This window comes from Sphingomonas glacialis, assembly GCF_014653575.1.
GTDB classification, from domain to species: domain Bacteria; phylum Pseudomonadota; class Alphaproteobacteria; order Sphingomonadales; family Sphingomonadaceae; genus Sphingomonas; species Sphingomonas glacialis.
Window position 1 is genome coordinate 524,746 of the sequence record NZ_BNAQ01000001.1, and the last position, 26,906, is coordinate 551,651.

At 65.9% G+C, this 26,906-nt stretch carries 21 protein-coding genes; 6 read left to right on the forward strand and 15 right to left on the reverse strand.

Features of this window, described 5'->3' with window-relative positions:
- Nucleotides 1-29 precede the first annotated feature (29 nt).
- The 10 genes from argE to IE187_RS02475 form a co-directional block, all read right to left on the reverse strand.
- On the reverse strand, nt 30-1,199 hold the full coding sequence (gene argE / locus IE187_RS02430; RefSeq protein ID WP_189674945.1) for an acetylornithine deacetylase: 1,170 nt from the start codon (nt 1,197-1,199) through the stop codon (nt 30-32).
- Nucleotides 1,200-1,234: 35 nt separating this feature from the next.
- A complete protein-coding gene (locus tag IE187_RS02435; RefSeq protein WP_189674946.1) occupies nt 1,235-2,710 on the reverse strand; it encodes an efflux transporter outer membrane subunit in 1,476 nt (491 codons plus the stop codon).
- The gene (locus IE187_RS02440; protein WP_189674947.1) at nt 2,707-4,323 is read right to left on the reverse strand and encodes a DHA2 family efflux MFS transporter permease subunit; all 1,617 of its coding nucleotides are present in this window, start codon (nt 4,321-4,323) and stop codon (nt 2,707-2,709) included. The genes IE187_RS02435 and IE187_RS02440 overlap by 4 nt, the downstream gene beginning before the upstream one ends.
- A gap of 1 nt (nt 4,324) precedes the next feature.
- Nucleotides 4,325-5,545, reverse strand: coding sequence for an HlyD family secretion protein (locus IE187_RS02445; RefSeq protein WP_189674948.1), 1,221 nt, complete (start codon nt 5,543-5,545; stop codon nt 4,325-4,327).
- Nucleotides 5,542-6,180 (reverse strand): CerR family C-terminal domain-containing protein, encoded by a 639-nt coding sequence (locus IE187_RS02450; protein WP_189674949.1) that lies wholly within the window; start codon nt 6,178-6,180, stop codon nt 5,542-5,544. Before IE187_RS02450 ends, IE187_RS02445 begins: the two co-directional genes overlap by 4 nt.
- An 86-nt stretch (nt 6,181-6,266) precedes the next feature.
- Complete coding sequence (locus IE187_RS02455) at nt 6,267-7,748, reverse strand: flavin-containing monooxygenase (RefSeq protein WP_189674950.1); 1,482 nt, start codon at nt 7,746-7,748, stop codon at nt 6,267-6,269.
- A gap of 77 nt (nt 7,749-7,825) precedes the next feature.
- Complete coding sequence (locus IE187_RS02460; protein WP_189674951.1) at nt 7,826-12,070, reverse strand: translocation/assembly module TamB domain-containing protein; 4,245 nt, start codon at nt 12,068-12,070, stop codon at nt 7,826-7,828.
- Nucleotides 12,070-14,067 carry a BamA/TamA family outer membrane protein gene (locus IE187_RS02465; protein WP_189675564.1) on the reverse strand — a complete coding sequence of 666 codons (1,998 nt, stop codon included), beginning with the start codon at nt 14,065-14,067 and terminating at the stop codon, nt 12,070-12,072. The genes IE187_RS02460 and IE187_RS02465 overlap by 1 nt, the downstream gene beginning before the upstream one ends.
- Nucleotides 14,068-14,202: 135 nt before the next feature.
- A complete protein-coding gene (locus tag IE187_RS02470) occupies nt 14,203-16,269 on the reverse strand; it encodes a malate synthase G (protein WP_189674952.1) in 2,067 nt (688 codons plus the stop codon).
- 89 nt (nt 16,270-16,358) lie between these two features.
- Nucleotides 16,359-16,805, reverse strand: a complete 447-nt coding sequence (locus IE187_RS02475; protein WP_133188813.1) for a MarR family winged helix-turn-helix transcriptional regulator — start codon at nt 16,803-16,805, stop codon at nt 16,359-16,361.
- A 76-nt stretch (nt 16,806-16,881) separates the two neighbouring features.
- Here IE187_RS02475 and hppD point away from each other — a divergent pair, with 76 nt between their 5' ends.
- The 4 genes from hppD to IE187_RS02495 all read left to right on the forward strand — a co-directional run bounded on the left by hppD (nt 16,882) and on the right by IE187_RS02495 (nt 20,711).
- The gene (hppD, locus tag IE187_RS02480) at nt 16,882-17,958 is read left to right on the forward strand and encodes a 4-hydroxyphenylpyruvate dioxygenase (RefSeq protein ID WP_189674953.1); all 1,077 of its coding nucleotides are present in this window, start codon (nt 16,882-16,884) and stop codon (nt 17,956-17,958) included.
- Nucleotides 17,959-18,065: 107 nt separating this feature from the next.
- Nucleotides 18,066-19,358 (forward strand): homogentisate 1,2-dioxygenase, encoded by a 1,293-nt coding sequence (gene hmgA / locus IE187_RS02485; protein ID WP_189674954.1) that lies wholly within the window; start codon nt 18,066-18,068, stop codon nt 19,356-19,358.
- Nucleotides 19,359-19,410: 52 nt separating this feature from the next.
- Nucleotides 19,411-20,118, forward strand: a complete 708-nt coding sequence (gene gntA / locus IE187_RS02490) for a guanitoxin biosynthesis heme-dependent pre-guanitoxin N-hydroxylase GntA (protein WP_133191983.1) — start codon at nt 19,411-19,413, stop codon at nt 20,116-20,118.
- Nucleotides 20,115-20,711: a DUF1989 domain-containing protein gene (locus IE187_RS02495; RefSeq protein ID WP_189674955.1), complete on the forward strand. Its 597-nt coding sequence runs from the start codon at nt 20,115-20,117 to the stop codon at nt 20,709-20,711. The genes gntA and IE187_RS02495 overlap by 4 nt, the downstream gene beginning before the upstream one ends.
- 143 nt (nt 20,712-20,854) lie before the next feature.
- Here IE187_RS02495 and IE187_RS02500 read toward each other — a convergent pair whose 3' ends face one another.
- From IE187_RS02500 to IE187_RS02510, 3 genes are read right to left on the reverse strand one after another with little or no spacing between them, the layout of a single operon-like run.
- Entirely contained in the window at nt 20,855-22,267 is a 1,413-nt protein-coding gene (locus IE187_RS02500; protein ID WP_189674956.1) for a coniferyl aldehyde dehydrogenase, read from the reverse strand.
- A gap of 10 nt (nt 22,268-22,277) precedes the next feature.
- Nucleotides 22,278-22,739, reverse strand: a complete 462-nt coding sequence (locus IE187_RS02505) for a hypothetical protein (RefSeq protein WP_133188823.1) — start codon at nt 22,737-22,739, stop codon at nt 22,278-22,280.
- Nucleotides 22,736-23,491: a prepilin peptidase gene (locus IE187_RS02510; RefSeq protein ID WP_189674957.1), complete on the reverse strand. Its 756-nt coding sequence runs from the start codon at nt 23,489-23,491 to the stop codon at nt 22,736-22,738. The genes IE187_RS02505 and IE187_RS02510 overlap by 4 nt, the downstream gene beginning before the upstream one ends.
- 117 nt (nt 23,492-23,608) lie before the next feature.
- On the opposite strand from IE187_RS02510, the gene IE187_RS02515 reads away from it, so the two are divergent.
- The gene (locus IE187_RS02515; RefSeq protein WP_189674958.1) at nt 23,609-24,796 is read left to right on the forward strand and encodes an acetyl-CoA C-acyltransferase; all 1,188 of its coding nucleotides are present in this window, start codon (nt 23,609-23,611) and stop codon (nt 24,794-24,796) included.
- 46 nt (nt 24,797-24,842) lie between these two features.
- On the opposite strand, the gene IE187_RS02520 is transcribed toward IE187_RS02515, so the two are convergent.
- Together IE187_RS02520 and IE187_RS02525 are read right to left on the reverse strand one after the other, a co-directional pair.
- Complete coding sequence (locus IE187_RS02520) at nt 24,843-25,310, reverse strand: GNAT family N-acetyltransferase (RefSeq protein ID WP_189674959.1); 468 nt, start codon at nt 25,308-25,310, stop codon at nt 24,843-24,845.
- On the reverse strand, nt 25,307-25,810 hold the full coding sequence (locus IE187_RS02525; protein WP_133188829.1) for an SH3 domain-containing protein: 504 nt from the start codon (nt 25,808-25,810) through the stop codon (nt 25,307-25,309). The genes IE187_RS02520 and IE187_RS02525 overlap by 4 nt, the downstream gene beginning before the upstream one ends.
- A gap of 96 nt (nt 25,811-25,906) precedes the next feature.
- Here IE187_RS02525 and IE187_RS02530 point away from each other — a divergent pair, with 96 nt between their 5' ends.
- On the forward strand, nt 25,907-26,905 hold the full coding sequence (locus IE187_RS02530; protein ID WP_189674960.1) for a 2-hydroxyacid dehydrogenase: 999 nt from the start codon (nt 25,907-25,909) through the stop codon (nt 26,903-26,905).
- Nucleotide 26,906 lies beyond the last annotated feature (1 nt).

The window sequence follows — 26,906 nt, forward strand, 5'->3', positions numbered from 1 at the left end:
TTCGGCCAACAAATAATTTTTTGTGGCGTTTAACGCAACGCCTCTATCAACCGCCGCATAAACGCTGCGCCGCGCTCGAATTGAGCGACCTCCAGATACTCATCCGCTTGATGCGCCTGCTCGATCGAGCCCGGCCCGCAGATGATCGTCGAAAACCCCGCACCCTGAAATTGCCCGGCTTCGGCTGCATAGGGCACGACACGCGCCGGACCATTGTCTCCAGCCAGGCGCCGCGCCAGCGTTTCGGCCGCACCACCGGGCTCGGGCGCGAACGAAGGCGTTGCGGAGCGACGCGCGACGACGACACCGGCGTCGGCAAACCGCGCCTTGAGCGCCCGATCTTCCTCCGCGCAGGCCGCAAGGAACGGCGCGATGATCGTATCGGGATCCTGCCCCGGCGGCGTCCGCAGATCGAAGGTGAAGCCGCACTCGCGTGCCAGGATGTTCACCGCAGTCCCACCCTGCATCAGGCCGATCGTGAGGGTCGCATGCGGGGGGTGATAGAGCGATTCGGGATCGGGATGCCGCTCGAACGATTCGGCCAGTACGCGCAACTGGGTCATGAGCCCAATCGCGACCATATTGGCCGAGACTCCGAGGTGCGTCAGGCTCGAGTGCGCCTCGTGCCCCGTCACCGTCACGCGCCAGGTCGAAATGCCCTTATGGCCGCTCACGACCTCCATATCGGTCGGCTCGCCGACGATGACGGCGATTGGCGCCGGCAGCTCGGCGACCAGTGCGCGGATCATCGACGGCGCGCCGAGGCAGCCAACCTCCTCGTCATAGGAGAAGGCCAGATGCAGCGGCCGAGCGGTTTCGCCGCGCGCAAAGGCCGGGACCGCCGCCAAAGCCAGCGCGAGAAAGCCCTTCATGTCGCATGTCCCGCGACCGTAAAGCCGCTCGCCACGGCGTGTCAGCGTAAAAGGATCGCTCGCCCACGCCTGCCCGTCGACGGGCACGACATCGGTGTGCCCTGACAGGACCACCCCGCCCGGCACGGCCGGCCCGACCGTTGCGTAGAGATTGGCCTTCGAACCATCGGCATTCGCGACGCGACGCGACTCAACGCCGAGGCCGCCGAGGTACGCCTCGACATACTCGATCAGCCTGAGATTCGAATCGCGCGATGTGGTGTCGAAACCGATCAGCGCTTCGAGATGCGTCAGCGCGGCGGTTTGCAGGTCGTCGGAAAGGTCCATCGGCCAATCCTAGGCGTCGAGCGCACCGCTGCCAATCACCCGGCCTTGGCTTCCTCCCAGCCCCCGCCGATCGCCTTGAACAACGCCGCCGTGTCCTGCCGCAACTGCGCGTCGCTCGCGACGAGTTGCTCGCGCGCGCTGAGCACGGTGACTTGCGCGTCGATCAGCGCGTTCTGCGCAACGAACCCTGCGCTATATTGCGCATAGACCGCATGGTTGGTCGCTTCCGCATCGGCGACCGCGCGACGCAATGCCGCGTTGCGCCGTCGCTCGGCGTCGATCCGCGCGAGCGGATCCTCGACATCGCGCAACGCGCCAAGCACCGTTGCCTGATATTGGAGATACGCCTGTTCGCGGTCCTCCTTGCGGACGCCGACCGTCGCGCGACGCCGGCCCCAGTCGAGCAGCGGAAACGTCACGCCGCCGACGCCCGTTGCCTGAATGCTGTCGCGCGAGAACAGCGAGGCGAGCGACGTCGACAGGAGCTCCGCCATCCCGGTGAGTTTGAACTTGGGATACAGATCGGCCACCGCGACACCGATATCGGCGGTCGACGCCGCGAGATTGCGCTCGGCCATGCGAATATCGGGACGCCGCCGCAGCAAATCCGATGGCAGCCCTGCCGGCACGACGGGCATGGCCTGCAATGGCGGTAACGGCGCGGTCAGCTCGGCGGTCAGGCTTTCAGGTTGCGCGCCGAGCAGGATACCCAGCGCGTGGATGCGGACGCGCACATCCGCGCGTAGCGGCTCGAGCCGCGCTTCGAGCGTGGTGATCTGCTGCTGTTGACGCGTCACGTCGATCTGCGGCGAGAGCCCGACCTTGGCGACATTGCCCGCGATCTGCAGCGATCGACGCTGTCGCCCGAGTTCGTCCTCGACCACTGCGATCTGCGCTTGATCGAGCCGCATCGCGAAATAGGCCTGCGCCACTTCAGCGCCGAGCGTGACCGCGGCATCGCGTTGCGACCAGATCGCGGCGTCGGTGCGCGCCAGAGCGCCCTCGACGCTCCGCCGGCCGCCGCCGAACAGATCAATCTCCCAGCTCGCATCGAAGCCTGCGGCATAGGTGGTGATGCCGCTGCCCGGCAGCGCGATTCCCCCCGAGCTCCCCGAACCCCCCGCGCCGCCGCCCGAGAACAGGCTGGCGAGCGAGGAGAAGCCGGCATTCTTGCTGAACTCGACATGCGTCACATTGCCCGTCGCATCGACCGTCGGCTTGCCGATCGCGTGCGCCGCGATTTCCTGCAGCCGGGCCTGGCGGACGCGCGAGCCGGCGATCGCGATGTTCGGACTGTCCTTCAGCGCGCGCTCGACGAGCGAGGTCAGCGTCGGATCGCCGAACGCGGTCCACCAATGCGCCGGGTCGATCGTCGCGCCGGGCGCGGCGGCTTGCGGCTCGCTGAAGGCGGGCGGCACCGCCATTTCGGGCGCGTGATAGTTCGGGCCAACGGTGCAGCCGGCGAGCAGAGTCGCGCCCAGCAGCGCAGTCGTGACGAGAGAGCGGGTCAATGGGCCATGCCTCCACCGGAGCCACCGGACTTGCCGGAGCGCATAAAGAAGACGACCGGGGCTATGCAGAGCACCACGATCATCAGGGAATGAAAGACGTCGAGGAACGCCAGCATCGACGCCTGGCGCTGCACCGTCTGATAGAGCACCGCGAGCGGCGTCGTCGTCGGATCCCCTACCCCGCCAAACGCGCCCCCCGCCTTGGCGAGCCACTCGTTGTAATTGGGGTTGAGCGGGCTCAGGCCGTTGACCAGTTCCGACTGATGACGCTGCAAGCCCGACGCCAGCAGCGTCTGCGACGCCGAGATGCCGATCGACCCGCCAAGATTGCGCGCGACGTTGAGCATGCTCGACGCTTGCGCGGTCTTGTTCTGCGGCAACCCGACATAAGCGACCGCGCTGATCGGGACGAACAGGAACGGCAGCCCCATCGCCTGATAGAGCCGCGCAACGCCGGCATCGAGGAACGTGATGTCGGCATTGAGGTGCGTCATATTCCACAGCGCGAAAGCCTGGACGAGCAGCGCCGGGAAGAGCAGCAGCCGGACATCGACGACGCCCGACAGCCGACCGGCGAACGGCACCATCACGAGCGTCGCCACCCCGCCGAACGTCAATGCGAGCCCTGCCTGGAACGACGTGTAGCCCAGCACCTGCTGCAACATCTGCGGAATCAGCTGCGTCGTGCCGAACAGGATCATGCCGGTCACACCCATCACCAGCAGCGTTAGCGAGAAATTGCGGTTCTTGAGCAATTTCAAGTCAAGCACGGGCTCGGGGTGGTTGGTTTCCCAGAAGGCGAGCGCGATCAACGACAGCGCCGAGATCGTCGCGGTGGTGATGATCAGCCCGCTCGAAAACCAGTCCTCGCGCTCGCCGCGATCGAGTGTCAGCTCGAAGAAGCCGAGACCGAGCGCAATCAGCAGGATGCCGATATAATCGACACGGATGCCGCGCTTGAGCAACTTGGCGCGATCGTCCTTGATCGCCTTCGGCTCGTCGACGAACAGATTGACGAGGAAGAGCGACACGATGCCGATCGGCACGTTGATCAGGAACACCCAATGCCAGCTCGAATTCTCGGTGATATAGCCGCCGAGCGTTGGCCCGAGCACTGGCCCCACCACCACCACGATCGCGAAGGCCGCAAATGCCATCCCGCGCAGTCGGGGCGGAAAGGTATCGGCAAGCATCGATTGCTCGACCGGCGCGAGGCCGCCACCGCCGATCCCTTGCAGCACACGCGCGATGACCAGCGTCGACAGGTTCGGCGCCAGGCCGCACATCAGCGACGACAGGGTGAACAGACCGATCGAAATCATGAAATAGCGTTTCCGCCCGATCACGTCGGACAGCCAGCCGCTGATCGGGATGATGATCGCATTGGCGACGAGGTAGCTGGTCAGCACCCACGTCGCCTGGTCGTTGGATACCGACAGGCCGCCGGCGATGTGATCGAGCGCGACGTTGGCGATCGAGGTGTCGAGCACCTCCATGAAGGTCGGGATCGAGATGATCGCGACGATCAGCCACGGGCTGTAGCTGCCCGCCGCCGATCGTGTCGGATCCCATCCATCCGCGCGTTTCCCGGTCTTTGCCGGGGCGGCGGCCATCTTAGCGGACCTTGACCGTCGGGACGACCGACATGCCCGGCCCCAGCGGATATTTGCGCGGATCGGGACCGTTCTTGAGGTCGAACTCGATCCGCACGGGTACGCGCTGGACGACCTTCACGTAATTGCCCGTGGCGTTCTGCGGCGGCAGGAGTGCGAAAGCCTGGCCGGCGCCGCGCTGGATCGAATCGACATGCCCCTTGAACTTGACGTCGGGATAGGCGTCGACCTTGATCTCGACCGGTCGGCCGATCGTCATCAACTGCAGCTGGGTTTCCTTGAAATTGGCGGTGACCCAGATGTGGTCGGGAACGATCGCCATCAGCTGCGTGCCCGGCCCGACATAGGAACCGACATTGACCGAGCGGTTGACGACCTGACCCGACACCGGTGCGACGAGGCGGTTGTCGCCCAGCGTGACCTTGGCTTGCTGGACCGAGGCGCGGCGCGCTTCGATCACGGCTTGCGCAGCGGCGACCTGGCGGCGTGCGACGGTGATGTTGGCGGCGGCGCTGTCGATCTGCTGGCGCGCGGCGGCGGCATCGGCTGCGGTCGATCGTGCGGTTGCGCGCGCGGCGTCGAGCTGCTGCGCCGCGACGGCATTCGGATCGAGCCGCACCAGTGCCTGGTAGCGGGCGAGATCCTGTTGCGCCTTGGCCGCCGTGGCGAGCGGGCTACGCGCCTGTGCTGCCGCCTGATCGCGGCTCGCCTGCGCTGCGGTGACTTGCGCGCGCGCTTGCTCGTATTGCGCCTGCGCCTGCTTTACGTTCGCGTCGGCTTCGGCGACCTGCGCCTCGGGGCCCGACGGCTCTATTACCGCGAGCAGGCGACCGGCCTCGACGTGCCGGTTGTCGATATCGGCAACCGACTTGAGCGTGCCGGCGACCTTGGGCGAGATGCGCACGATATGCGCATCGACGAACGCATCGTCGGTCGTCTCATACTGGCGCGCGTCGAGATAATAGAACGTGCCGCCTATCGCGATGACCGCGACGACAATCACGAGAATGATCCAAAACAGCGGTTTGGTGAAGATCGACGGCTTCTTCGTCTTGTCATCGGACGAATCATCATCCTGCGACGCATCGCTGTCGCCCGCATCGTCCTTGGTATCGCCCTTTTGCACATGGGCCGACGCACCGTCTTCGTCGCCTTGCCCATTCGTGGGCTTGCGATCTTCGGCGTCGTCGGACTTTCGGGCGGTGCTCTGGTCTTCGCTCATGGAAGTTCCTGTCGTTCGGCAATCAGTTGGTCGAGAATGGCGTCGGTATTGGCCGCGATCCGGGCTGCAAGCAGCGCGATCGCCGCCGAGTCGATGTCGCGGCGTTGCAGCAATTTGAGGACCGTCGCGCGCGAGCCACGGAGCACGATCACCTGGCCCATCAGCGTGATCGCGGTGACTTGCGCGACGGTGGCGTCGCGGCGGGCGGTCGCGATGCAGATCAGCTCGACCAGCATGGCCAGCATCCGCCCCATCAATCCGCCATAGATGCGCTCGAAGGCTTCGGTTGGTTCCATCTGCTCGCGCATGATGAACAGCGAATACATCGCGCTCTTCGGCCCCGTCATCGTATCGATGAAGCGCCGGATCATGCCATGCAGCAAGGCGCGCGCCTGATCGGGAGTCAGCCCCGCGGGCACCTCATCGATCGAAAGCGTTGCCTCGAAGTCGGTGCCGATCTGCGCGGCAATATAATCCGCGGCGGCGAGATAGAGGCCTTCCTTGCCACCAAAATGGTATGTGATCGACGACATGGCCGTCCCCGCCTTCGCGGCGATGCTACGCGTGCTCGCACCTTCCAGGCCCTTGCTGGCGAATTCTGCGATCGCGATTTCGAGGAGGCGTTGTTGAAGCACCCGGCGCCGTTAATTCGTTCGAACGAACAGGGCAAGAGCAATCTTTCGTTACGCAAGAACACGGACGATCGACCGTGGTTCCGACGTCAGGCGGCGATTTTGTCGGTGCGCTTGGTCGACGCGGGGTTTGAAAACACCATCGCATCGTCGACCGAGCCGAAGCGCAGCGTCAGCAAGTCTCGCGCATAGTTCTGATGCAGCCGCCACGGCGACTTGTCGCCCTGCTTGGGGAACCGCGCCATTGCCCGCGTGACATAGCCCGAAGTGAAGTCGAGGAACGGCTTGGGCTCGGGCAGCGCACCTTCGAGCGTTGGCGTCGCCTGGCGAAGGCCGCGCGTCTTCATCGTGTTGAGCAAGCGACAGACATAGCCGCAGGTCAGGTCGGCCTTCAGCGTCCACGACGCATTGGTATAGCCAAAGGACGACGCCATGTTCGGCACGCCCGAATACATCATGCCCTTGTAGTTATAGGTGTCGGCCAAATCGACCGCCTCGCCGTCGACACTGAAAGCGACGTCGCTGAGCAATTGCAGTTCGAGGCCGGTCGCGGTCACCACGATGTCGGCTGGCACTTCCGCGCCGGAGGTGAGCGTGATGCCGTCCGGCGTGAAATGGGCGATCGTGTCGGTGACGACCGAAGCCTTGCCCGTCTTCAACGCATCGAACAAATCCGCATCGGGAACGAGGCACAGCCGCTGGTCCCAGGGATTGTAGCTCGGCGTAAAATGCTTCGCGACATCGTAATCGGGCCCGAGCTGGTCGCGCACCATGTTGATCAGCCGTTCCTTGGTCTTGGACGGCCGTTTGCGCGCCAAGTTGAAGAACGCCATGCCCAGCAGCACGTTGCGCCACCGCACCAGCCGGTAGGCGAGCATCGCCGGCAATTTCCGGCGCAGCCAGTTCGCCGTCGCATCCTCGGCCGGACGCGACACGACATAGGTCGGGGAGCGCTGCAGCATCGTCACATGCGCGGCGGTCTGCGCCATGGCAGGCACGAGCGTCAGCGCAGTGGCGCCGCTGCCGATGACGACGACTTCCTTGCCGGCATAATCGAGATCGGCGGGCCAGAATTGCGGGTGCACGATCCGCCCCGCAAACTGCTCTGTCCCCGCCCAGTCGGGCGTATGGCCGCGTGCGTAATTGTAATAGCCGCTGCACATGAAGAGGAAATTGCAGGTGAAGCTGGCCGGACCATCGGGACCGTCGGCGCGCACCGTCCACCGGGCGTCCGATGTCGACCAGCTTGCCGTCTGAACGTGATGCCCGAAGCGGATGTGCTGATCGATGCCATAGTCGCGGGCCGTGTCTCCGACATACTGCAAAATCGATGGACCATCGGCGATGGCTTTCGCCTCGGTCCACGGCTTGAACGCATAGCCGAGCGTGTACATGTCCGAATCGGAACGGATGCCAGGATAGCGGAACAGGTCCCACGTCCCGCCGAGCGTCGCCCTTCCCTCAAGGATTACATAGCTGCGGTCGGGACACAGCGTCTGCAGGTGATACCCCGCACCGATCCCCGAAAGCCCGGCCCCAACCACCACGACGTCGAAATGTTCTGTGCGCATCGTCACTCTCCGGGATACCGGATATTCGATTTTTACACGAAGCGAAAGCGGAACCGCCGATCGGCGGCTCCACCCCGTCAGAAGTCGCGCTTGTAGCGCACCGTCGCGTTCGACCCGCCGAACGACCCGGCCTGTGACAGCACGCTGAGCGCCTTGGTCAGCGACACCTCGATCTGAGTCGCAGTAAAGCCGCGCGCGTCGGTGATCACTTCGACATAGATGTTCTTGGTGATGTACTTTCCGGCGGCGAGCGAAGTGCTCTGCCCCGTTGCCGAGTCGGCCCCCAGGATCCGCAGTCGATCGATCCCGGCGACGCTGCGCAACTTGCCGAGCGGATTGAGCCCGCCGCCCGATCCGCGCAGCGAGTTGAGCGCGGATGCCAACTGGATCGCCTGGATCGCGGACAGATTGGTCACCGAGCTGCCGAACAACAGCCGGCTGAGCACTTCGTCCTGCGGCAGCGCCGGGGTCGAATTGAAGGCGATCTGCGGCTTCTGGCCGGTGCCGGTGATGTCGATCACGACGGTGATGTCGTTGGTCGTCGTCGTCGCGCTGATGTTGATCTCGGGATCGACCAGCGCTCCGCCAGCGAAGCGGACATCGCCCTTGGTCACGTCGAACCGCTTGCCAGCGAACGAATAGGTCCCGCGCACGATCTGCAGCCGACCGAGGATCTGCGGCGCGGCCGAGGTTCCGGCCACGCGCATATCGGCCTCCCACTCGGACTCGAGCCCCATGCCGGACACGAACAACTGATTCTGCGCGCGCACGCGGATGTCGAGCTTGAACAAGCCGATCGGGGCCTCGGCGGCGGGTTGCGTGGCGGCCTTCACCACATCGCTCTTGCGGCGGACTCCCGTCAGTTCGGCGACTTCGGCCTGGCCCTGGCGGATGATCTCGTAACGCGCATTGGGGATACGGATGTCCCCGGTGATCAAGCCACCCTTGGCCTTGCTGTTGCTGACCGAGACGGTGCCGGTTGCGGTCGCGCCAAGCGCGTCGCTGCTGGCAAGCCGCGCGTTGTTGAGCGTCGCCTTGATATCGATCGGGAAGCCCGCCGCCGACGAGAAGCCAACCGAGCCTTGCGCCTGCACAGTGCCCTCGCCAGCGCGCGCCGACAATTGCGTCAGGTCGAAACGATCGTTGGTGAAACGACCGGCGATCTTCATTTGCGTGAGACGCGTGCCGTAGACTTCGTTGTCATAGGTCAGCGCATCGGCGCGAACCAAGCCGGTCAGTTGCGGCGCATCGACGCGCCCGCCGAAATCGGCAGCAACCGCGATCGGCCCTGACACTTGCTGCTTGGCCAGACCAGCGAGCGAGAACAGCACGCTCGACGGGCCGTTATACCGGATCCCGCCCGACAACGGCGCGGCGAGCAAGCGCTGGGTCCAGCTGCTGCCACCGCCCAATGGCTGCAAGGTCGCGACCAGGCGACCGACCGTCGCGCCGCCACGCTGGATGAGCGCACGCGCGTCGCCGCCAGCATTGGTCAGCCCGACCTGTGCGATCACGTCGACCGGCTGCGAAACGCTCGCCAGGCTCGACCGCGTGAAGTTCTTGATGCGGAACCGGCCAGCGATCTGCGGGACCGAAGCGCCTTGCGGCTGGGTATAATCGAGCGACCCCGTCGCGGTGCCGCCCAAGCCAAGATCGGGAACAAGCGCGTTGGCAACCGACACGTCGAGCGAGTCGAGCCGCAGCTTTGCCGAGAGCCCCTTGCCATATTCGCCTGCGATCCGCGCGCTGCCACCCGCGCTGTTCGCGCCGGCGCCGAAATCGAGTCGCGTCGGTTGCAAGCGATACGTGCCGCGATCGATCTCGATGCGCGCGACATTGCCGGTCTTGAAGGCGATACCGTTGGCTTGGCCCTGCGTCGCGACGAGCCACAGCTTGGGGCTCAAGCGCGCGTTGGCAGCAACTCGGAACGGCACCCCGTTCGAACCCGTCGCGAGCACTTGCGCGGTGCCGCTGCCGTTGACGTAATTGATCTTCGCTCGCGCTGCCGACAGCACGGCGGCGCCGTAGCGCAGATCGGCGACCTGCGCGTCGGCGACGATTTGCGGCGCGTTCGGATAGAGCACGGCCTGCGCATTGATGATCGCGCGGCCGATCGTGAAGTCGGTCGCCCCCGGGATCTTGGCGTTGCTGGCGCGAGCGGCGACATCGACGCGCTGGACCTTGCCTTGCGCGCCGAGCAGGGCAGCGCCGCTAATGCCCGATCCGGCAAAGGTGATCCGCCCGCCGAACGGCCCGGCGGCAAGCTGCTCGACCCGGCCCTTGAAATCGACGCCGGCGAAGCGCGCGTTATGGATATCGGCGGTCAGCCGTGGTGACGGCGTTACGAGGACATCGGCGGTGAACGGCCCGTAATTGGTCCCGCCCTTCGCCAGCACCGCGTACGATGCGCCGTTGCCGCGTATCTGCGCCTCAAGATTCACCAGACCGACGCCGACGTCCGGCCGCGCGGCGCGGAGCAGCACGACAGGCTTGGTCGCCGTGCCCGTCACGCGCGCGGTGAGTGGGCCGTATTGGTTGGAATACGCGTCGGCGTCGACGAGCAGAGGCCCCTTCGGATCATACCGCCCCTGCCCACGCATTACGCGGAATTGCGGCGCATTCAGCCGCAGGTTGCGGAAGGTGATGATGCCGTTGGGATCATAACCGACATCGGCGGTGACGGCGGCGTTCCCGCCGAGAAAGCTGCGCGCGCCTTCGTTGAAGATCTGCGACGTCTTGGCCGCGACATGCGCGGTAATGCCGAAGCCACCGCTCGAAACCGTCACCAGCTTGGCGTCGGTGCGTAGCGAGAGGATGCCGACACCATCGACCTTGTAATCGTTGACGCGGCCGTTGAGCGCGCCGCGATACAGGCCTGTCGCAAGATCCGCGACCACCACGGCGGTCGCATCGATCTTACGCGAGCGGATCCGCAGATTGTCCGACAGCACCTTGCCCTTGGCGATCGCGAAGTCGCCGTTGATCGCGACGTTGTCGAGCAGCCCGCCCGCCGCCGCGTTCAACCCTGTCACACGCGCGGCGCGCGCTGCGACCGGAACGACGATGTGATCGGCATTCACGCGCGCAAGACCCGAAGCATACAGCTGCTCGACCCGCGTCTCGCCAAAGCCGAGCACGCCGGCGGTGATGACGTAATTGACCGTCGGCGTAGCGAACTTGCCGTCGAGCACGACGCGCGCCGCGACATCACGCCCATTGAGGTTGGGCGCGATCGCGCCGGGGGTCAGCAGCTTTGCGTTGACGGCGAATTGCCCGAAGCTGCTCTGCGCGAGATCGAGCAGGCCCTTGGCGTCGAGCGCAAGCGCGTCCGAGCGGAGCGTCGTCGTCAGATTGACTTTGCGCTGGTCGAGTGTCGCGTCGAGCGCGACTTGCAAGACCGGCGCAGTCAGCCGCGCGATCGGGTTGACCGGGGTCGCCTTGTCCTTGGGCGCGCCGCCTGGATAGAGTCCGGGATTGGTCGTGCCGCGCACCTTGAACGTGCCGCTATGCGCCTCGAGCGACAGGTCGGCGAGTTGGGCGCCGCCGAGCGTGCCCGTCGCCTTGCCAGACCATGCCTTCCAGCTGCCCTTGCCGCCGATGGTAAAGTCGAGCGGCGCCTTCAGGCCACCCATTCGCGCAACGACGCCGTTGGCCGGCGCGGTCAGCCGCGCATCGAGGTCGAGCTTGTCCTGATCGGGCACCGCATCGAGCTTCAGCACCAGACGATCGCCGCCAGCGATGCCAGCACCCGTCAGCGCCGCAACATTGGCGGTCACCTGTGCGCGCTTGTCGGCGATGTGCGTCGCGGCGTCGATCTTGAGGATATGCGCCTCGCCCGTCACCGGCTTGGCGAGGATCATGCGATCGACCGTCAGCCGACCGATATCGATATCGAGATCGGGCAGGATCGGCGCGTTGGGGTCGGTCGGCGTCGGCTTGAACGCGGGCGAGCGCGTCATCGTCACCAACGCCGCCTGCGCCGAGCGCACGTCGATATGGTTCTGCGCATAGGCAAACGGCCGCCAATCGACCGCGATCCGCGGGGACGCCAGGAACACGCCCTTCTGGTCGCTCACGCGCACATCGGTCAGCACCATCGCGCCATAGAGCGATCCGTCGATCCGCCCGACCTTGATGTTGAGCCCCGATGCGGTGGTGTAGCCGCCCAGGTAATTGGCGATCACGCGCCGCCCGGGCGCGGTGTTGAGGCCGAGCACGAACAGCCCGACGAGAACGACCAGCCCGACCAGCGTGATCGCCACCCACTTTACGATACGCTGCCACAGCGGACGGCGCACGACGACGACCTCTTCCTCGGCCATCAAAAGGCTTGTCCGATCGAAATGTAGAGCGCGACCTTGCCGTCGCCCTTACGCGGGTTGAGCGGGGTGGCGACGTCGACGCGCAGCGGCCCGAAATTGGTGTAGAAGCGCCCGCCGATCCCCGCGCCGTAGCGCAGGTCGGTGCCCTTGGGGATCGGGCCTTCATAGGCGTTGCCGCCGTCGAAGAACGGTACGATACCGTAATTGCCGAAGCGATAGCGCGCCTCGAGCGCGAATTCGTTAATCGAGCGCCCGCCGACCGGATTGCCCTGCGGATCAAGCGGGCCGAGCCGCTGATAGCCGTAGCCGCGCACCGAGCCGCCACCGCCGCCATAATAGCGCCGCGACGGCGCAAGCTCGTCCCGCCCGGTACCCGCGATCGAGCCCGCGCGGAGCCGTCCGGCGAGGACGATGCTGTCCCCGATCGGATAATAGCCGCTCGCCTCGATCAGCGTGCGGGCATACGGTCGCACCGCGCCGCGGACCGAGGTCTCGGGGCTGAGGCTAAGCTTGAGGCGATATCCCTTGGTCGGGTTGAGCAGACTGTCCGAGCGGTCGAACAACACCTGGCCGGGCAAGGCTGCGATGAAATAGGTCCCGCGCTTGCGCGCGCCGAGGCCGAAATCATAGACGCTCTCGTTGGTCCCGACCAGTTCGAAGCCATAGGCGTAGGTGAACTTCTTCTGCCAGAGCGGCGTCGAATCGTACGATACCTTGCCCGACAGCGTCGCGGTCAACGCATTGTACGCGTCATAGCTCGTCCGGTTGGCCGATGCGGTGAACGTCACGGTCTTGTCGCGCTTGCCCGCGTTGGACCGGCGGAAAGTCGCGCTCGCGCCTTGCTCCTGCGTGCCGCCGACTGCGGTGAAGATCAGCGCGCCTTCGGGCGCGAAGCGGTTGCGATCAGTGTACGACCCTTCGAGCCGGACGCCCTGTCCCGTGCTGTAGCCACCGCTGACCGCGAGCGAGCGCTGCTTGCCGCGTTCCTGCTTGACCAGCAGATTGACCTGCTCGGTCCCGTCGGGGTTGATGTTCCCGGTCCGCACCGGCTCGACCGAGACAGTCGAAAACAGTCCGGTCGCGACGAGCGCGGCGCGCAGATCGTCGGTCAGGCGGTTGTCGTAGAGTTGCCCCGGCTTGAAGCGCGTCAGCACGCTGACATGCTCGGCGCCGAAGGCGAGCCGTCCCTCGGTGGTGAAGGTCCCGAACGACGAGCGCGGCCCGGTATCGACCGGCAGTGTATAGTCGCCCGTCCCGGTCATATCGTCGAGCAGGATGTCGCGCTGGCCGACCTTGGTGAACGGGTATCCGCGCTGCGGCAGGATCAGCGCGACATTGGCTTCGGCGCCCTGGACGCGATCGGCTTCGATCGCATCGCCGACCTTGAGCGGGAGCTGGCTTTCGATCAGCCCCGGCGGCGTGGTGGGTTCAGCCTTTACGGTGATCGTGCCGAGCTTGTACTGCTTGCCCGGCGTCGCCGAAACGATCGCGCGCAGCTTCGTCGGATCGCCAGGGATCGGCTCGAGCGTCGAAACCGCGGTGCCGTCGTAATAGCCGAGCGACTTCATCAACCGCACCGCCAGCGCCTCGTCCTCACGCGCCCGCGCCGAAACGACGGTCGCGTTGGCGGCCTTGCCCTTGCCACCACGGAGCGCCGAAAGCCCGTTGAACTGGCCCTTCAGTTTCACCGCATCGAGACCGCGAACCTCGGTATCGTAGCGAATGTCCGGCGACTTCGTGTCCTTGAAGGTCGCATCGACCAGCGGAGTCGAATCGAAGCCCTGGAGCGACGGCAACGGTTGCGCGAGCTCCGGCGCCGCTGTCTCGGCCGGCGCTTGCGCGACGGGCAGCATCGGCTCGAGCGGGGCGTTGATATCGTTCGACAAAGGCGGCAGCGCCTTGGTGAATTCCGCATCGGGAACGATCGCGGGTTCGGGCGCTTGTTGCGCGGCAACCGGTGCAGTCGACGGCGTTAAAGGAGGCTCCGACTGCTGCATCCCTGCAGCAGCGACAGCCAAAATCCCACTCGAAAACACCGATACGCTCAACGACTCACTTCCCCGCTTCTGCGCAGGAACCTCTCGCGAACGACTCCCACCTGACTGCCAACGCACGAAACGGCGTTGGTTTCCCTACCTTTGTTTCAGCATCAGCCGATAGGTGTGGAGCAGCGGCTCCGTATAGCCATTGGGCTGCGCGCCGCCATCGAAAACGAGCGCGCGCGCCGCCTGCAGCGCCAGGCTGTCGGGATGCCCGCTCATCGGATGATAGAGCGGGTCGCCGGCATTCTGCGCATCGACCTTTGCCGCCATGCGCTCGAACGCCGCATCGACGTCCGCCGCGGTCGCAACCCCGTGGAGCAGCCAGTTGGTGATGTGCTGCGACGAGATGCGCAGTGTCGCGCGGTCTTCCATCAGCCCGATATCATGGATGTCGGGCACCTTGGAGCATCCGACGCCCTGGTCGATCCAGCGCACGACATAGCCGAGAATCCCCTGCGCATTGTTGTCGAGCTCGGCACGGATTTCGTCAGGCGTCCAGTTGCGGCCTTGCGCGACGGGCACGCTGAGCAGCGCATCGAGCGACGGGATCGATTCCTTGGCGATCGCCTTCTGCCGCGCGAACACGTCGACCTGATGATAGTGCATCGCATGCAACGTCGCCGCGGTCGGGGACGGGACCCACGCCGTATTGGCGCCAGCTTGCGGATGCGCGATCTTCTGCACGAGCATATCGCCCATCCGGTCGGGCGCGGCCCACATCCCCTTGCCGATCTGCGCCCGGCCCGACAGGCCGGCGGCAAGACCGATGCGGACGTTGCGGTCCTCATACGCCTTGATCCAGTCGCTGGTCTTCATCTCGGCCTTGGGGATCATCGGCCCCGCGCGCATCGCGGTGTGCATCTCGTCGCCGGTGCGATCGAGGAAGCCGGTGTTGATGAAGACGATGCGGTCCTTCACCGCTTCGATGCAGGCGGCGAGATTGGCCGAAGTGCGGCGCTCTTCGTCCATCACGCCGACCTTGAGCGTGTTGCGCGCCAGGCCGAGCAGATCTTCGACCGCGTCGAACAGTGCATTGGTGAAGGCGCATTCGGCCGGCCCGTGCATCTTGGGCTTGACGATATAGACCGAACCCGCGCGGCTGTTCTGGAACGCGCCGAGCTTGCGCAAGTCGTAGAGCGCGATCGTGCTCGTGATGATCGCGTCGAGAATCCCCTCGGGCGCGTCGCTGCCGTCGCCGAGCCGCAGCGCGGGCGTCGTCATCAAGTGCCCGACGTTGCGGACGAACAACAAGCTGCGTCCCGCCAACGTCAGGCCGTCATCATAGACGCGATCGGGGTTGAGCCGTCGCGTGATCGTCTTGCCGCCCTTGTCGAACGATTCCTCGAGCGCCCCCGTCATCAGCCCGAGCCAGTTGGTATAGGCCGCGACCTTGTCCTCGGCATCGACCGCGGCGATCGAATCCTCGAGGTCGCAGATCGTCGTCAGTGCCGATTCGAGGATGACGTCGGCGATTCCCGACGGATCGTCACGCCCGATCGGATGGTCGCGATCGACCACCACTTCGATGTGCAGCCCGTTATGGACGAACAGCCACGACGCGCCCTTGCGCCCGACCAGCTGCGCCGGATCGCGCAATACCGGCTCCTTGTCGGCGAGTTCGGCCCAGGGACGGTCCGCAAGCGGTACGGCCTGGTCGAGAAACGCCTTTGCGGCAACGACGACCTGGCGCCCGCGCACCGGATCATAGCCGCCCGGCACCGCCATCCCCGGCAACGCGTCGGTGCCGTAATAGGCATCGTACAAGCTGCCCCAGCGCGCGTTGGCAGCGTTGAGCAGGAAGCGCGCGTTGAGAATCGGCACGACGAGCTGCGGCCCCGCCATCGTCGCGACCTCCGGATCGACATGCTCGGTGGTGACGGTGAAGGGCGCCGGCTCGTCGACGAGATAGCCGATCTCGCGCAGATACGCCGCATCGACCGCCCCACCCGCCTGATAGCGCGAATCGATCTTGGCCTGGAGATCGTCGCGCACGCGCAACAGCGCGGCGTTCTCCGGCGCGAAGCGGGCATAGATCGCGGCAACGCCCGACCACCACGCGCCGGGCGCGATGTCGAGCCCCGGCAGGACACGCTCCTCGACGAAAGTGGCGAGCGGCGCCGCCACCGAAAGGCCGGCGCGATCGAGCATGTCGGGCATGGATGTCCTCCTGGAAAAACACGGTTCGCCTGGGGAGGGCCGAGGTCGCTTAGGCCAGCAAAGGCCCTGCTATCAACCCTGCTCCCTCCTCACTCCGGGTCGAACGGTGCGGCAGATGCCTCGATCCGGTCAAGCATCGCGCGGAACGCCTTGATCTCCGCTGGCGAAAATCCCGCAAAAACCCGCGCCTCGAGCTCGAGCGCCTTGGGCGCGACATCGTCGTACAACGCCTGGCCCGTCGCCGTCAGCGCGAGCATGTGCGAGCGCTGATCGCCCGGATTTGGCTGCCGCGCGACGAGCCCGCGTTCGACCAGGGCGGCGGCGGCGCGGCTGACGGTGACCTTGTCCATCCGCGTCGCCAAGCCCAGCGCCTGCTGCGTCATCCCCGGCCCTTCGGCGATCACCGCGACGAGCCGCCACTCCGAAATCTTGAGCCCGAACAGCGCCTGATACGCGCTGGCGATCGCGGCAGACACACGGTTCGACGCGATCGACAAGCGATAGGGCAGGAAGTCGTCGAGTTTGAGCGTTGCCATGCGCAATCGATACGGGATGGACCGGTTCGTGCAAGCCCGCTATATCGTTTCATCTGAAACCAGTTGGAGCCGACCGATGACCGCGCCAGACACCAAGCCTGCAAACCCGATGGGCCTGAACGGCTTCGAATTCGTCGAATTCACCTCGCCCAACCCCGAGGCGATGGCCGACCTGTTCGTCAAGATGGGCTTCACCCACGTCGGCAACCACAAGTCGAAGAACGTCCGCCGCTACGCGCAGGGCGACATCAACTTCCTGCTCAACATGGATGATGCGGGTCAGGTCGCGGGCTTCCGCGATACGCACGGCCCCTCGGCCAATGCGATGGCGTTCCGCGTCGCTGACGGCGAAAGCGCGCTGAAGATGGCGGTCGAACGCGGTGCTGTCGCGGTCAAGGGCGCAGTTGGCCCGGACGAGCTCGAGCTCCCCGCGATCGAAGGCATTGGCGGCGCGAACCTGTATCTGGTCGACGAGAAGTCGCGGATCTACGAAACCGACTTCACCCCGGTCGAAGGCGCCGGCGTCGATGACCACAGCGTCGGCCTCCACACGCTCGACCATCTGACGCACAATCTGCAGCGCGGGCGGATGGCCTATTGGGCGGATTATTACGAGCGGATCTTCAACTTCCGCCAGATCCGCTATTTCGACATTGAGGGCCAGTCGACCGGCCTCTTCTCCAAGGCGATGACCGCGCCCGACGACAAGATCCGCATCCCGTTGAACGAAAGCCAGGACGAGCATTCGCAGATCGAGGAGTTCATCAAGGACTATAAGGGCGAAGGCATCCAGCATCTCGCGCTCGCGACCGACGACATCTTCAAGACGGTCGATACGCTGCGGGCGAACGGGATCCGTTTCCAGACGACGCCGCAGACCTATTTCGACCTGATCGACAAGCGCCTTCCCGGGCACGACCACGACGTCGAGGAAATGCGCAAGCGCGATATCCTGATCGACGGCGCGCCCGAGACCGGCGGCGGGCTGCTGCTGCAGATCTTCACCGAGAACATGGTCGGGCCGATCTTCTTCGAGATCATCCAGCGCAAGGGCAATGACGGCTTTGGCGAGGGCAATTTCAAGGCGTTGTTCGAGAGCATCGAGCTCGACCAGATCCGCCGCGGCGTGGTGCCGGGCGCAGTCGAGGCATAAGCACGTGCGTCGCCCCGGCGGAGGCCGGGGCCGCTGCGCGTGATGCGAGCGGCGCGACACGAACGCAGCGGCCCCGGCCTCCGCCGGGGCGACGATGGGATCGCGAGATGACCGATTACATGACCAGCTTCGGCAACCACTTCGCGAGCGAAGCCGTCCCCGGCGCGCTCCCGGTTGGCCGCAATTCCCCACAAAAGCCAGCGTTTGGCCTTTATGCCGAGCAGCTCAGCGGCACTGCCTTCACTGCGCCGCGCCACGAGAATCGCCGGTCGTGGCTCTACCGCCTGCGCCCGTCCGCGGCGCACCCAGCGTTCACCCGCTATGACGGCGCGCCGCTCTTCGCCCCCGGCATCGCGACCGCCCCGCTCGCCCCCAACCGGCTTCGCTGGAAGCCGCTCGAGACGTCCGATGCCGACTGGCTCGACAGCCTGACCACGATGGTCGTCGCGGGCGATGGACCCAAGACGCAGACCGGCGTCGCGATGCACATCTACCGAGCGACCAAGGACATGGCGAACCGCGCCTTCGCCTCGGCCGATGGCGAGCTGCTGATCCTGCCCGAGCACGGTGCGCTGACGCTGCTCACCGAATTCGGCCGGATCGACGTGAAGCCGGGCGAGGTCGCGCTGATCCCGCGCGGCGTGCGTTTCCGCGTCACGCTGCCCGATGGCACGGCGCGCGGCTATGTCGCCGAAAATCACGGCCAGCCCTTCCGCCTGCCCGATCTCGGCCCGATCGGCGCGAACGGCCTCGCCAACCCGCGCGATTTCGAAACCCCCGTTGCCTGGTTCGAGGATGTCGAGGGCGAGTACGAACTCGTTCAGAAATTCCTCGGCAGCCTGTGGCGCACCGACCTCGGGCGCTCGCCGCTCGATGTCGTCGCGTGGCACGGCAATTACGTGCCCTGGAAGTACGACCTTACGCGCTTCAACACGATCGGCAGTATCAGCTTCGATCATCCCGACCCCTCGATCTTCACCGTGCTGACCTCGCCGAGCGACGTCCCCGGCACCGCGAACGTCGATTTCGTGATCTTCCCGCCACGCTGGCTGGTTGCCGAGGACACCTTCCGCCCGCCCTGGTTCCACCGCAACACGATGAGCGAATGCATGGGGCTGCTGTACGGCGCGTATGATGCGAAGGCCGACGGCTTCGTGCCGGGCGCGCTGTCGCTGCACAACCAGATGAGCGGGCACGGCCCCGACGTCGCGAGCTGGCAGGGTGCCAGCGCCGCCGACCTCAAGCCGCACAAGCTCGACGGCACGATGGCCTTCATGATCGAGAGCCGCTGGGTCTTCACGCCGACCGAATTTGCCTTGGAAACGAGCGCCCTGGACGTCGATTACGATCAAGCGTGGGACGGTTTTCCCAAGGCACAAGTTCGTGAAGCGTCTGATTGAGATCAACTAGGTTTTTGGGAACCTTACGCAGGCGGGAGTCGTCTTGATGGGCATGCCAGCCCCGTCCACTCCGCTCTTTCCCTGGCGCCACCGCGCGCAGGGCGATTTCCAGGCCTTGCTCGACGCGCACGTCGCGGCGGCCGATTTCCCGTGCGTCGGGGCCAAGGCCGCGCTGGCCAAGGGCACGCTTGCGGTCCTCGCGTGCGATCGGATCGACAGCGCGTGGGACGATTTGCGCATTCACGACGGGCTGATGCATTTCGCCGCCGACTATCGTGCCGAGCCCGGGCTTTTTCGCAGCTTCGCGGTGATCTTCGATGGACCCGATGCGCTCAGCGAAGACGCGTTCGAGACGGCGCTGTGGCAGCGTGCTCAATCGATCTCGGACAAGGACGTGTGGCGTGGTCAGGGCTATGACAAGGGCGTCAGTGCCGACCCGGACAGCCCGCATTTCTCGCTGAGCTTCGGCGGCGAAGCGTTCTTCATCGTCGGGCTGCACCCCAACGCCAGTCGCCCTGCGCGCCGCTTTGCGCGTCCGACGATGGTGTTCAACCTGCACGACCAGTTCACCACCTTGCGCGACCAGGGCCGCTACGAGGGCATGCGCGAGAAGATCCTCGTGCGCGACGAGGCGCTGGCGGGAAGCCGCAATCCGATGCTCGCGCGCCACGGCGAAATCAGCGAGGCGCGGCAATATAGCGGGCGGGTGGTCGACGCCGAGTGGAAATGCCCGTTCAGCTATGCAGGCACGCCCGAATGAGCGCGACGATCGAAATCCCCGAACGCAGCGGCACCGCCTTCCGGCTGTCGCACGGCGAGACGCTGACGGTGATCGACCCACGCGGTCGGCAAGTTGCCGATCTGCTCGCGTTCAACGCTGAAGACATCGATGAGGTGATATCGTCGGGCAGGACGCTCGATTATGCCGAGACGATCTTCCTGACGACGGGCCATCTGCTCTATTCGAACCGCTCGCGGCCGATGCTCGAGATTGTTGCCGATACCGTCGGGCGGCACGATTTTTTGCTCACGCCGTGCTCGTACGACACCTTCCACCACTTCTATCCCGACATGCCGCCGCACCGCGGATGCTTCGGCAATCTGGCGGCGGCGCTCGAGCCGTATGGCGTCGCGCCCGACCGGATTCCGGTCGCGTTCAACTGCTTCATGAACGTGCCGGTGGACGCGACCACCGGCAAGCTGTCGGTGCTGCCGCCGATCAGCAAGGCGGGCGATCACATCGTCTTTCGCGCGGCGATGGATCTCGTGATCGGCCTCACCGCCTGCTCGGCACCGGCGAGCAATGGCGGGAGCTTCAAGCCGATCCACTACCGGATCGACTCTGCTCGCTAACATTTGGTTCGAAGCCCTACTTCGTCACCCCGGCCGTGTGCCGGGGTCCACCGTGACGCACGCGCCACGGCCGCAGCGCTCGCGGCCCGGTGGGCCCCGGGACAAGCCCGGGGTGACGGTTAGACGGGGAAGCTGGTAACCGCCTATTTCATCTGGCGCTTGATGCTCGTCCAGGTCGCCTTGCCGTAAGGCGGCTTGAGGCCGGCCAGCTTGGCGACATCGAGCTTGGCTTGCTTAAACACCGCCTTGGCGTGGCTGAACGTCTTGAAGCCATCGGTGCCGTGATACGATCCCATCCCCGAGGGACCGATCCCGCCGAACGGCAGTTCCTCCATCGAGACGTGGAACACCACGTCGTCGAGCGTCACCCCGCCCGAAATCGTACGGTCGAGCACGCGCCGTCGCTCGTCGGCATCGGGTCCGAAATAATAGAGGCCGAGCGGCCGGTCGCGACGATTGACCTCGCCGATCGCCGCGTCGATGCCGCTATAGCGCCGCACCGGGAGGATCGGTCCGAAGATCTCCTCCTGCATCACGATCATGTCGTCGGTCGCGTTGCGGACGATGTGGAGCGGCATCTTGCGGCTGTTCGAGCCGGCGAAATCCTCGCCCGCCGGATTGACCGTCTCGACCGTCGCACCCTTGGCGCGCGCATCGGCGACCCATTCCTCGAGCCGCTGGTGATGCCGGTCGTTGATGATCGCAGTGTAATCGGGATTGGCGAGTAGCGTCGGGTACATCGCCGACACCGCTGCCTTGAGGCCATCGACCACCGCTTGTTCCTGCGCTTCGGGCACGAGCATGTAATCGGGCGCGAGGCAGATCTGGCCGGCGTTGAGCATCTTGCCGATCGCGACGCGCTCGGTCGTCTTGGCGATATCGGCGTCCTTGCCGACGATCACCGGCGACTTGCCGCCGAGCTCGAGCGTGACGGGCGTGAGATTGTCGGCGGCGGCATGCAGGATGTAGCGCCCGATCCCGGTCGCGCCGGTGAAGATCAGATGATCGAACGGCAGCTCGGAGAACGCCTTGCCGACCTCGGCCGCGCCGCTGAAGAACGCGAGTTCGTCGGCTGCGAAATATTTCGGGCACACCGCTTCGAACAGCGCCGCCGTACGCGGGGTAAACTCGCTCGTCTTGACCATCACGCGGTTCCCCGCCGCAAAGGCTCCGGCGACTGGGCCCATCACCAGATTGACCGGGAAATTCCACGGCGCGATCACGCCGACCACGCCCTTGGGCTGATATTCGACCCAGGCGCGCGCGCCGAGCAGGCCGAGCGGGAATTGCACCGCGCGCTTGTCACGCCGCATCCAACTTTCGACCGATTTGAGCGCATGGCGAATCGGCGCGACCGAAGAGGCGATGTCGGTGAGCATCGATTGCTCGCGGCTGCGATGCCCGAAATCCTCGCTCAGCGCGTCGCAGAACGCGTCGGCATTGTCGGCGATCATCGCGGCGGCGCGCGCGAGCCGGTCCTTGCGGACCGCGAGGCTGACGGGCAGCTCGGCCATGAAGGCAGCGCGCTGAGCGTTCAGAACATCGAGCATCGTCATCATTTTCCCCTCACGTGCAGCCGATCAACCCCGCGACCGGCACTATGATCGTATCCTGCCCCGCTTGGTCGATCTCGAGCAATCCCTCGGGCACGACCGCTCCGCCACTGATCGATTCGCGGGTTTCAACCTTCATCGTCAATTTCGCGACGAGCGGGCCGCCGCCATATTCGGCGCGTTCGGGAAATCCGAAGCCGCTCGCGCCGGTTTGCGCGCTGCGGTCGAGATCGGTCACCTTGCCCTGAACCGAGACGCGCAGTCGCGCCGGATCGGCCCCGACCATCGCGATCAGCGCTCGAGTCCCACTCGCGGTCCAGAGATAGGCAGCGCAGCCGCGTGCGGGCAAATCCTGCTTCGGAATCGCGCCGATCGGCAGGCCATCCACCGAAGCGAGCGGCTGGGCTGGCGGAACCGGCGCCGCCTGCGGGGCTGCGGCAATCACGAGCGGCGCGAGCAAGAGAAGCGCTTTCATGACGACTGGCCTAGCAGGAACAGCCAGGCCGGGTAAGCCGCGATCGCGAGCAGCGCCCCCAGCGGCATCCGATCGCCCAGCCCTGCTTTCCGCCCGTTCAGCATACCGGCCAGGACGATCGCCAGCCCGATAAGCGCGGCCAGCAAAACGACCGCCGGGAGCAGCCGCCAGCCGAGCCATAGCCCGATCGCGCCGAGCAATTTCGGGTCTCCCCCGCCCAGCCCCTCGCGGTGCCGCAGACGCTTATACCCTGCCCCGATCGCCCACAGCACGGCAAAGCCGCTCACCGCGCCGATCAGCCGGTCGACGAGCGAGGGCTCGACACCGAGTAACCCCGTCACGAGCCCGCCCCCTGCCAGCGTCGCAGTCAGCGCATCGGGCAGCCAGAATTCAGCGATATCGAGTGCGGCAAGCGTTAGCAGCAGCCAGCCAAACACGGCGCCCGCCAGTCCGACCGGCCCCGGCACAGCCCAACCGGCAAGCGCGCCGATCACGACGCATCCGAGCTCGATCTGCCAATGCCGCGCGTCGATCGGCGCCCTACAGCGCTGGCATCGCCCTCCTGCCAGCGCAGCGCTCACCAACGGGATGAGATCACGCACGCCAAGCGACGCGCCGCAGCCGTCGCAGTGCGACCGCCCGCGCATCACCGATCGCCCCTCGGGCCAGCGGATCACCAGCGTTGCGAGAAAGCTCCCGATCACGGCGCCGAGCAGCCCGAGCAGCGCCGGCCATAGGAGGATCTCCACCATGCGCCTCCTTATCGCCATTCCCGTCGCATCGGGAAGCCACCCGATCGCGGCTCGTTTGTAAAACCGCCGGCTCCGTCCTAAATCACACCCATCCTTTATCCTCGCGAAAGATCGCCAATGTCCGCTGATCCCGTCGTCATCGTCTCCTATGCCCGCACGCCGATGGGCTCGTTCCAGGGTGCGCTTACCGGCGCCACCGCAACCGAGCTCGGCGCCGCCGCCGTCGGTGGCGCGGTCGAGCGCGCCGGCGTTTCAGGCGACGCGATCGAGCGGATCTATATGGGCTGCGTCCTCCCTGCCGGACTCGGCCAGGCCCCCGCGCGCCAGGCCGCGCTGAAAGCCGGCCTCCCCGACCATATCGAGGCGACGACGGTCAACAAGATGTGCGGATCGGGCATGATGGCGACGATGCTCGCCGCCGATGCGCTGGCTGCCGGCTCTACCGATCTGATCGTCGCGGGCGGAATGGAGAGCATGACCAACGCACCGTATCTCTCGCTGCGGCATCGGAGCGGCGCGCGGATCGGGCACGACGTGCTAAAGGATCACATGTATCTCGACGGGCTCGAAGATGCGTATCAGCCTGGCAAGCTGATGGGCAACTTCGCCGAGGACACTGCCGCCGTCTATCAATTCACGCGCCAGCAGATGGATGAGTACGCAATCGAGTCGCTCCACCGCGCCCAACGCGCGCAGCAATCGGGCGCGTTCGACCGCGAGATCGTCGCAGTCGAGGTGAGCGGTCGCAAGGGCCCGACCACCGTCAGCCTCGACGAACAGCCCGCCAAGGGCGATGTCGCGAAGATCCCGACGCTCAAGCCTGCATTTTCCAAGGAAGGCACGATCACCGCGGCGAACGCCTCGTCGATCTCGGATGGCGCCGCGGCGCTGGTGATGACGCGCGCCTCGGTCGCCGAAAAGCTTGGCCTCACGCCGATCGCCCGGATCGTCGCGCAGGCGGCACACGCGCACGCGCCCGAGCTGTTCACCACCGCGCCGGTGTTCGCGATGCGCAAGGCGCTCGCCAAGGCGGGTTGGTCGGTCGACGATGTCGATCTGTTCGAAGTCAACGAAGCCTTCGCCGTCGTCGCGATGATCGCGATGCGCGACCTCTGCATCGCGCATGACAGGCTCAACGTGCATGGCGGCGCGTGCGCGCTCGGCCATCCGATCGGCGCGAGCGGCGCACGCATCCTCGCGACCTTGCTGTCGGCGCTGCAGACCAGCGGGCAGAAGCGTGGCCTCGCTTCGCTGTGCATCGGCGGCGGCGAAGCGACCGCGGTCGCGGTGGAATTGATGAACTGAGGCGTAAGCCCGGCAGCGCCCTTCCCCTGCGCCCAGGGGAAGGGCGTTATTCCAGCGCGAGCGTGTAGTACCGCGCGAACACGCGGTCGCTATAGCCCGCAAACGGATCGCATTCGACGAACCCGACGCGCTCGTACAATGCATGCGCCGCCGCGAACGGGGCGCTCGTCCCCGTCTCGAGGCTCAAGCGTCGATAGCCGCGCTCACGCGCTGCGGCGATCACATGCGCAAGCATCGCGCCAGCGACACCGCGCCGCAGCTGCGCGGGCGCGGTCCGCATCGACTTGATCTCGCCGTGGCGCGCATCGAGCTGCTTGAGCGCACCCATGCCGAGCAGCGCCGCGCCTTCCCACGCTGTCCACAGCGTCACCGCGGGATCGCGCAGACCGGTGAGGTCGAGCGCGAAGACGCTGCCCGGCGGTGAGTTTTCGTTGGCGCTGCGCACGTGCAGCTCGAGCAAGGCGACCACCGCAGGATGGGTGAGATCATCCTCGACGATGCGCCAGCCGTTCACGGGAGCTCTTCGGTCGGCTCGACGCCCCACAGATGGTTTGCTTCGACATAGCCGCCGCGCCCGCGCACGTCGAAATGGCACCACCCGCGCGAACAGCGGCTCAACCGCCCGACGACGCCGGGCGCCGCGCGCCACAGGATCCGCCCGCCATCGCGCGGCGAATCGCGGAGCTCGGCCACCATTCCCAGCACCACCGCGGTGCGCTTCTCGCTCACCAGCGTGCCCATCATCCAGCCTTGCGTGCCGCCCGGATCCTCGACCTTGTACCACGCACCATGGTCGTAGACGTCGAGCACCTTCACCGGCAGGTCGGCGCGCTGGTACAGCCAGCTCGACGGATAACTCCGCGCCGGTCCGGTCCGCATCCGCGCCTTGCCCGCCGAGATCGAGGCGAAATAGGGCGGCTTCTTCTGGACGAGCCCGGCCAGCACCGGCGCCATCGCGCTGCCGCCGAGCGTGATCGCCGTTGCCGCCAGCAAAATTCTGGCCCCAATACGCATGCTATTTCCCCGTCTGTGTTCGCGCCCGTTTATCGTGCTTCGCGCACACGCTTCAACACCGTTGACGAGGCCAAAGCGCTCCGCCAAGCCATGTCCATGCCCGAAACGAGACGCGTGCCGAACCCGAAAGTCGCCGTAACGCGCGAATTGCCCGACGCGGTGATCGAACGCATGACGCAGCTGTTTGACACCCGGCTGTTTCGCGGGCCCGTCGGCATGACGCGCGATCAGCTCGCCGCCGCGATGGCAGACTGCGACGTGCTGGTCCCGACCGTCACCGACGAGATCGATGCCGAATTGATCGCCAATGCCGGCGCGCAGCTCAAGCTGATTGCCAATTTCGGCGCGGGCGTGAACCATATCGCGCTGAAGGCCGCGCGTGCGCGCGGTATCATCGTCACCAACACCCCCGGCGTGCTCACCGAGGACACCGCCGACATGACGATGGCGCTGATCGTCTCTGTCCCGCGCCGCCTCGCCGAGGGCGAGAAACTGGTGCGATCGGGCGCGTGGCAGGGCTGGTCGCCCGGCGGGATGCTCGGCCATCGGATCGGCGGCAAGGCGCTCGGTATCCTCGGCATGGGGCGGATCGGCCAGGCGGTCGCGCGGCGTGCGCGCGCTTTCGGGCTGTCGATCCATTATCATAACCGGAACCGCTTGCCGAAGGTGGTCGAGGCGGAATTGCAGGCGCAGTGGCACCCCAATCTCGACGAGATGCTCGGCGCGATCGACATTCTGACGATCCACACTCCACGCAATGCCGACAGCGAGGGCCTGCTGAACGCCGACCGCATCGCGCTGCTGCGCCCGCACGTCTATCTCATCAATGCCGCACGCGGCGGGATCGTCGACGAGGATGCGCTGATCGACGCGCTCGAGGGTCAGCGGCTTGCGGGCGCCGGGCTCGACGTGTGGAAGCACGAGCCGCAGATCGACCCGCGGCTGCTGGCTTTGCCCAACGTCGTGATGACCCCGCATATGGGGTCGGCGACCTATGAGGGACGGATGGCGACGGGCGAAAAGGTCATCACCAACATCCGCATGTGGGCCGACGGACACCGCCCGCCCGATCAAGTGCTCGAGGGTTGGGCCTGAA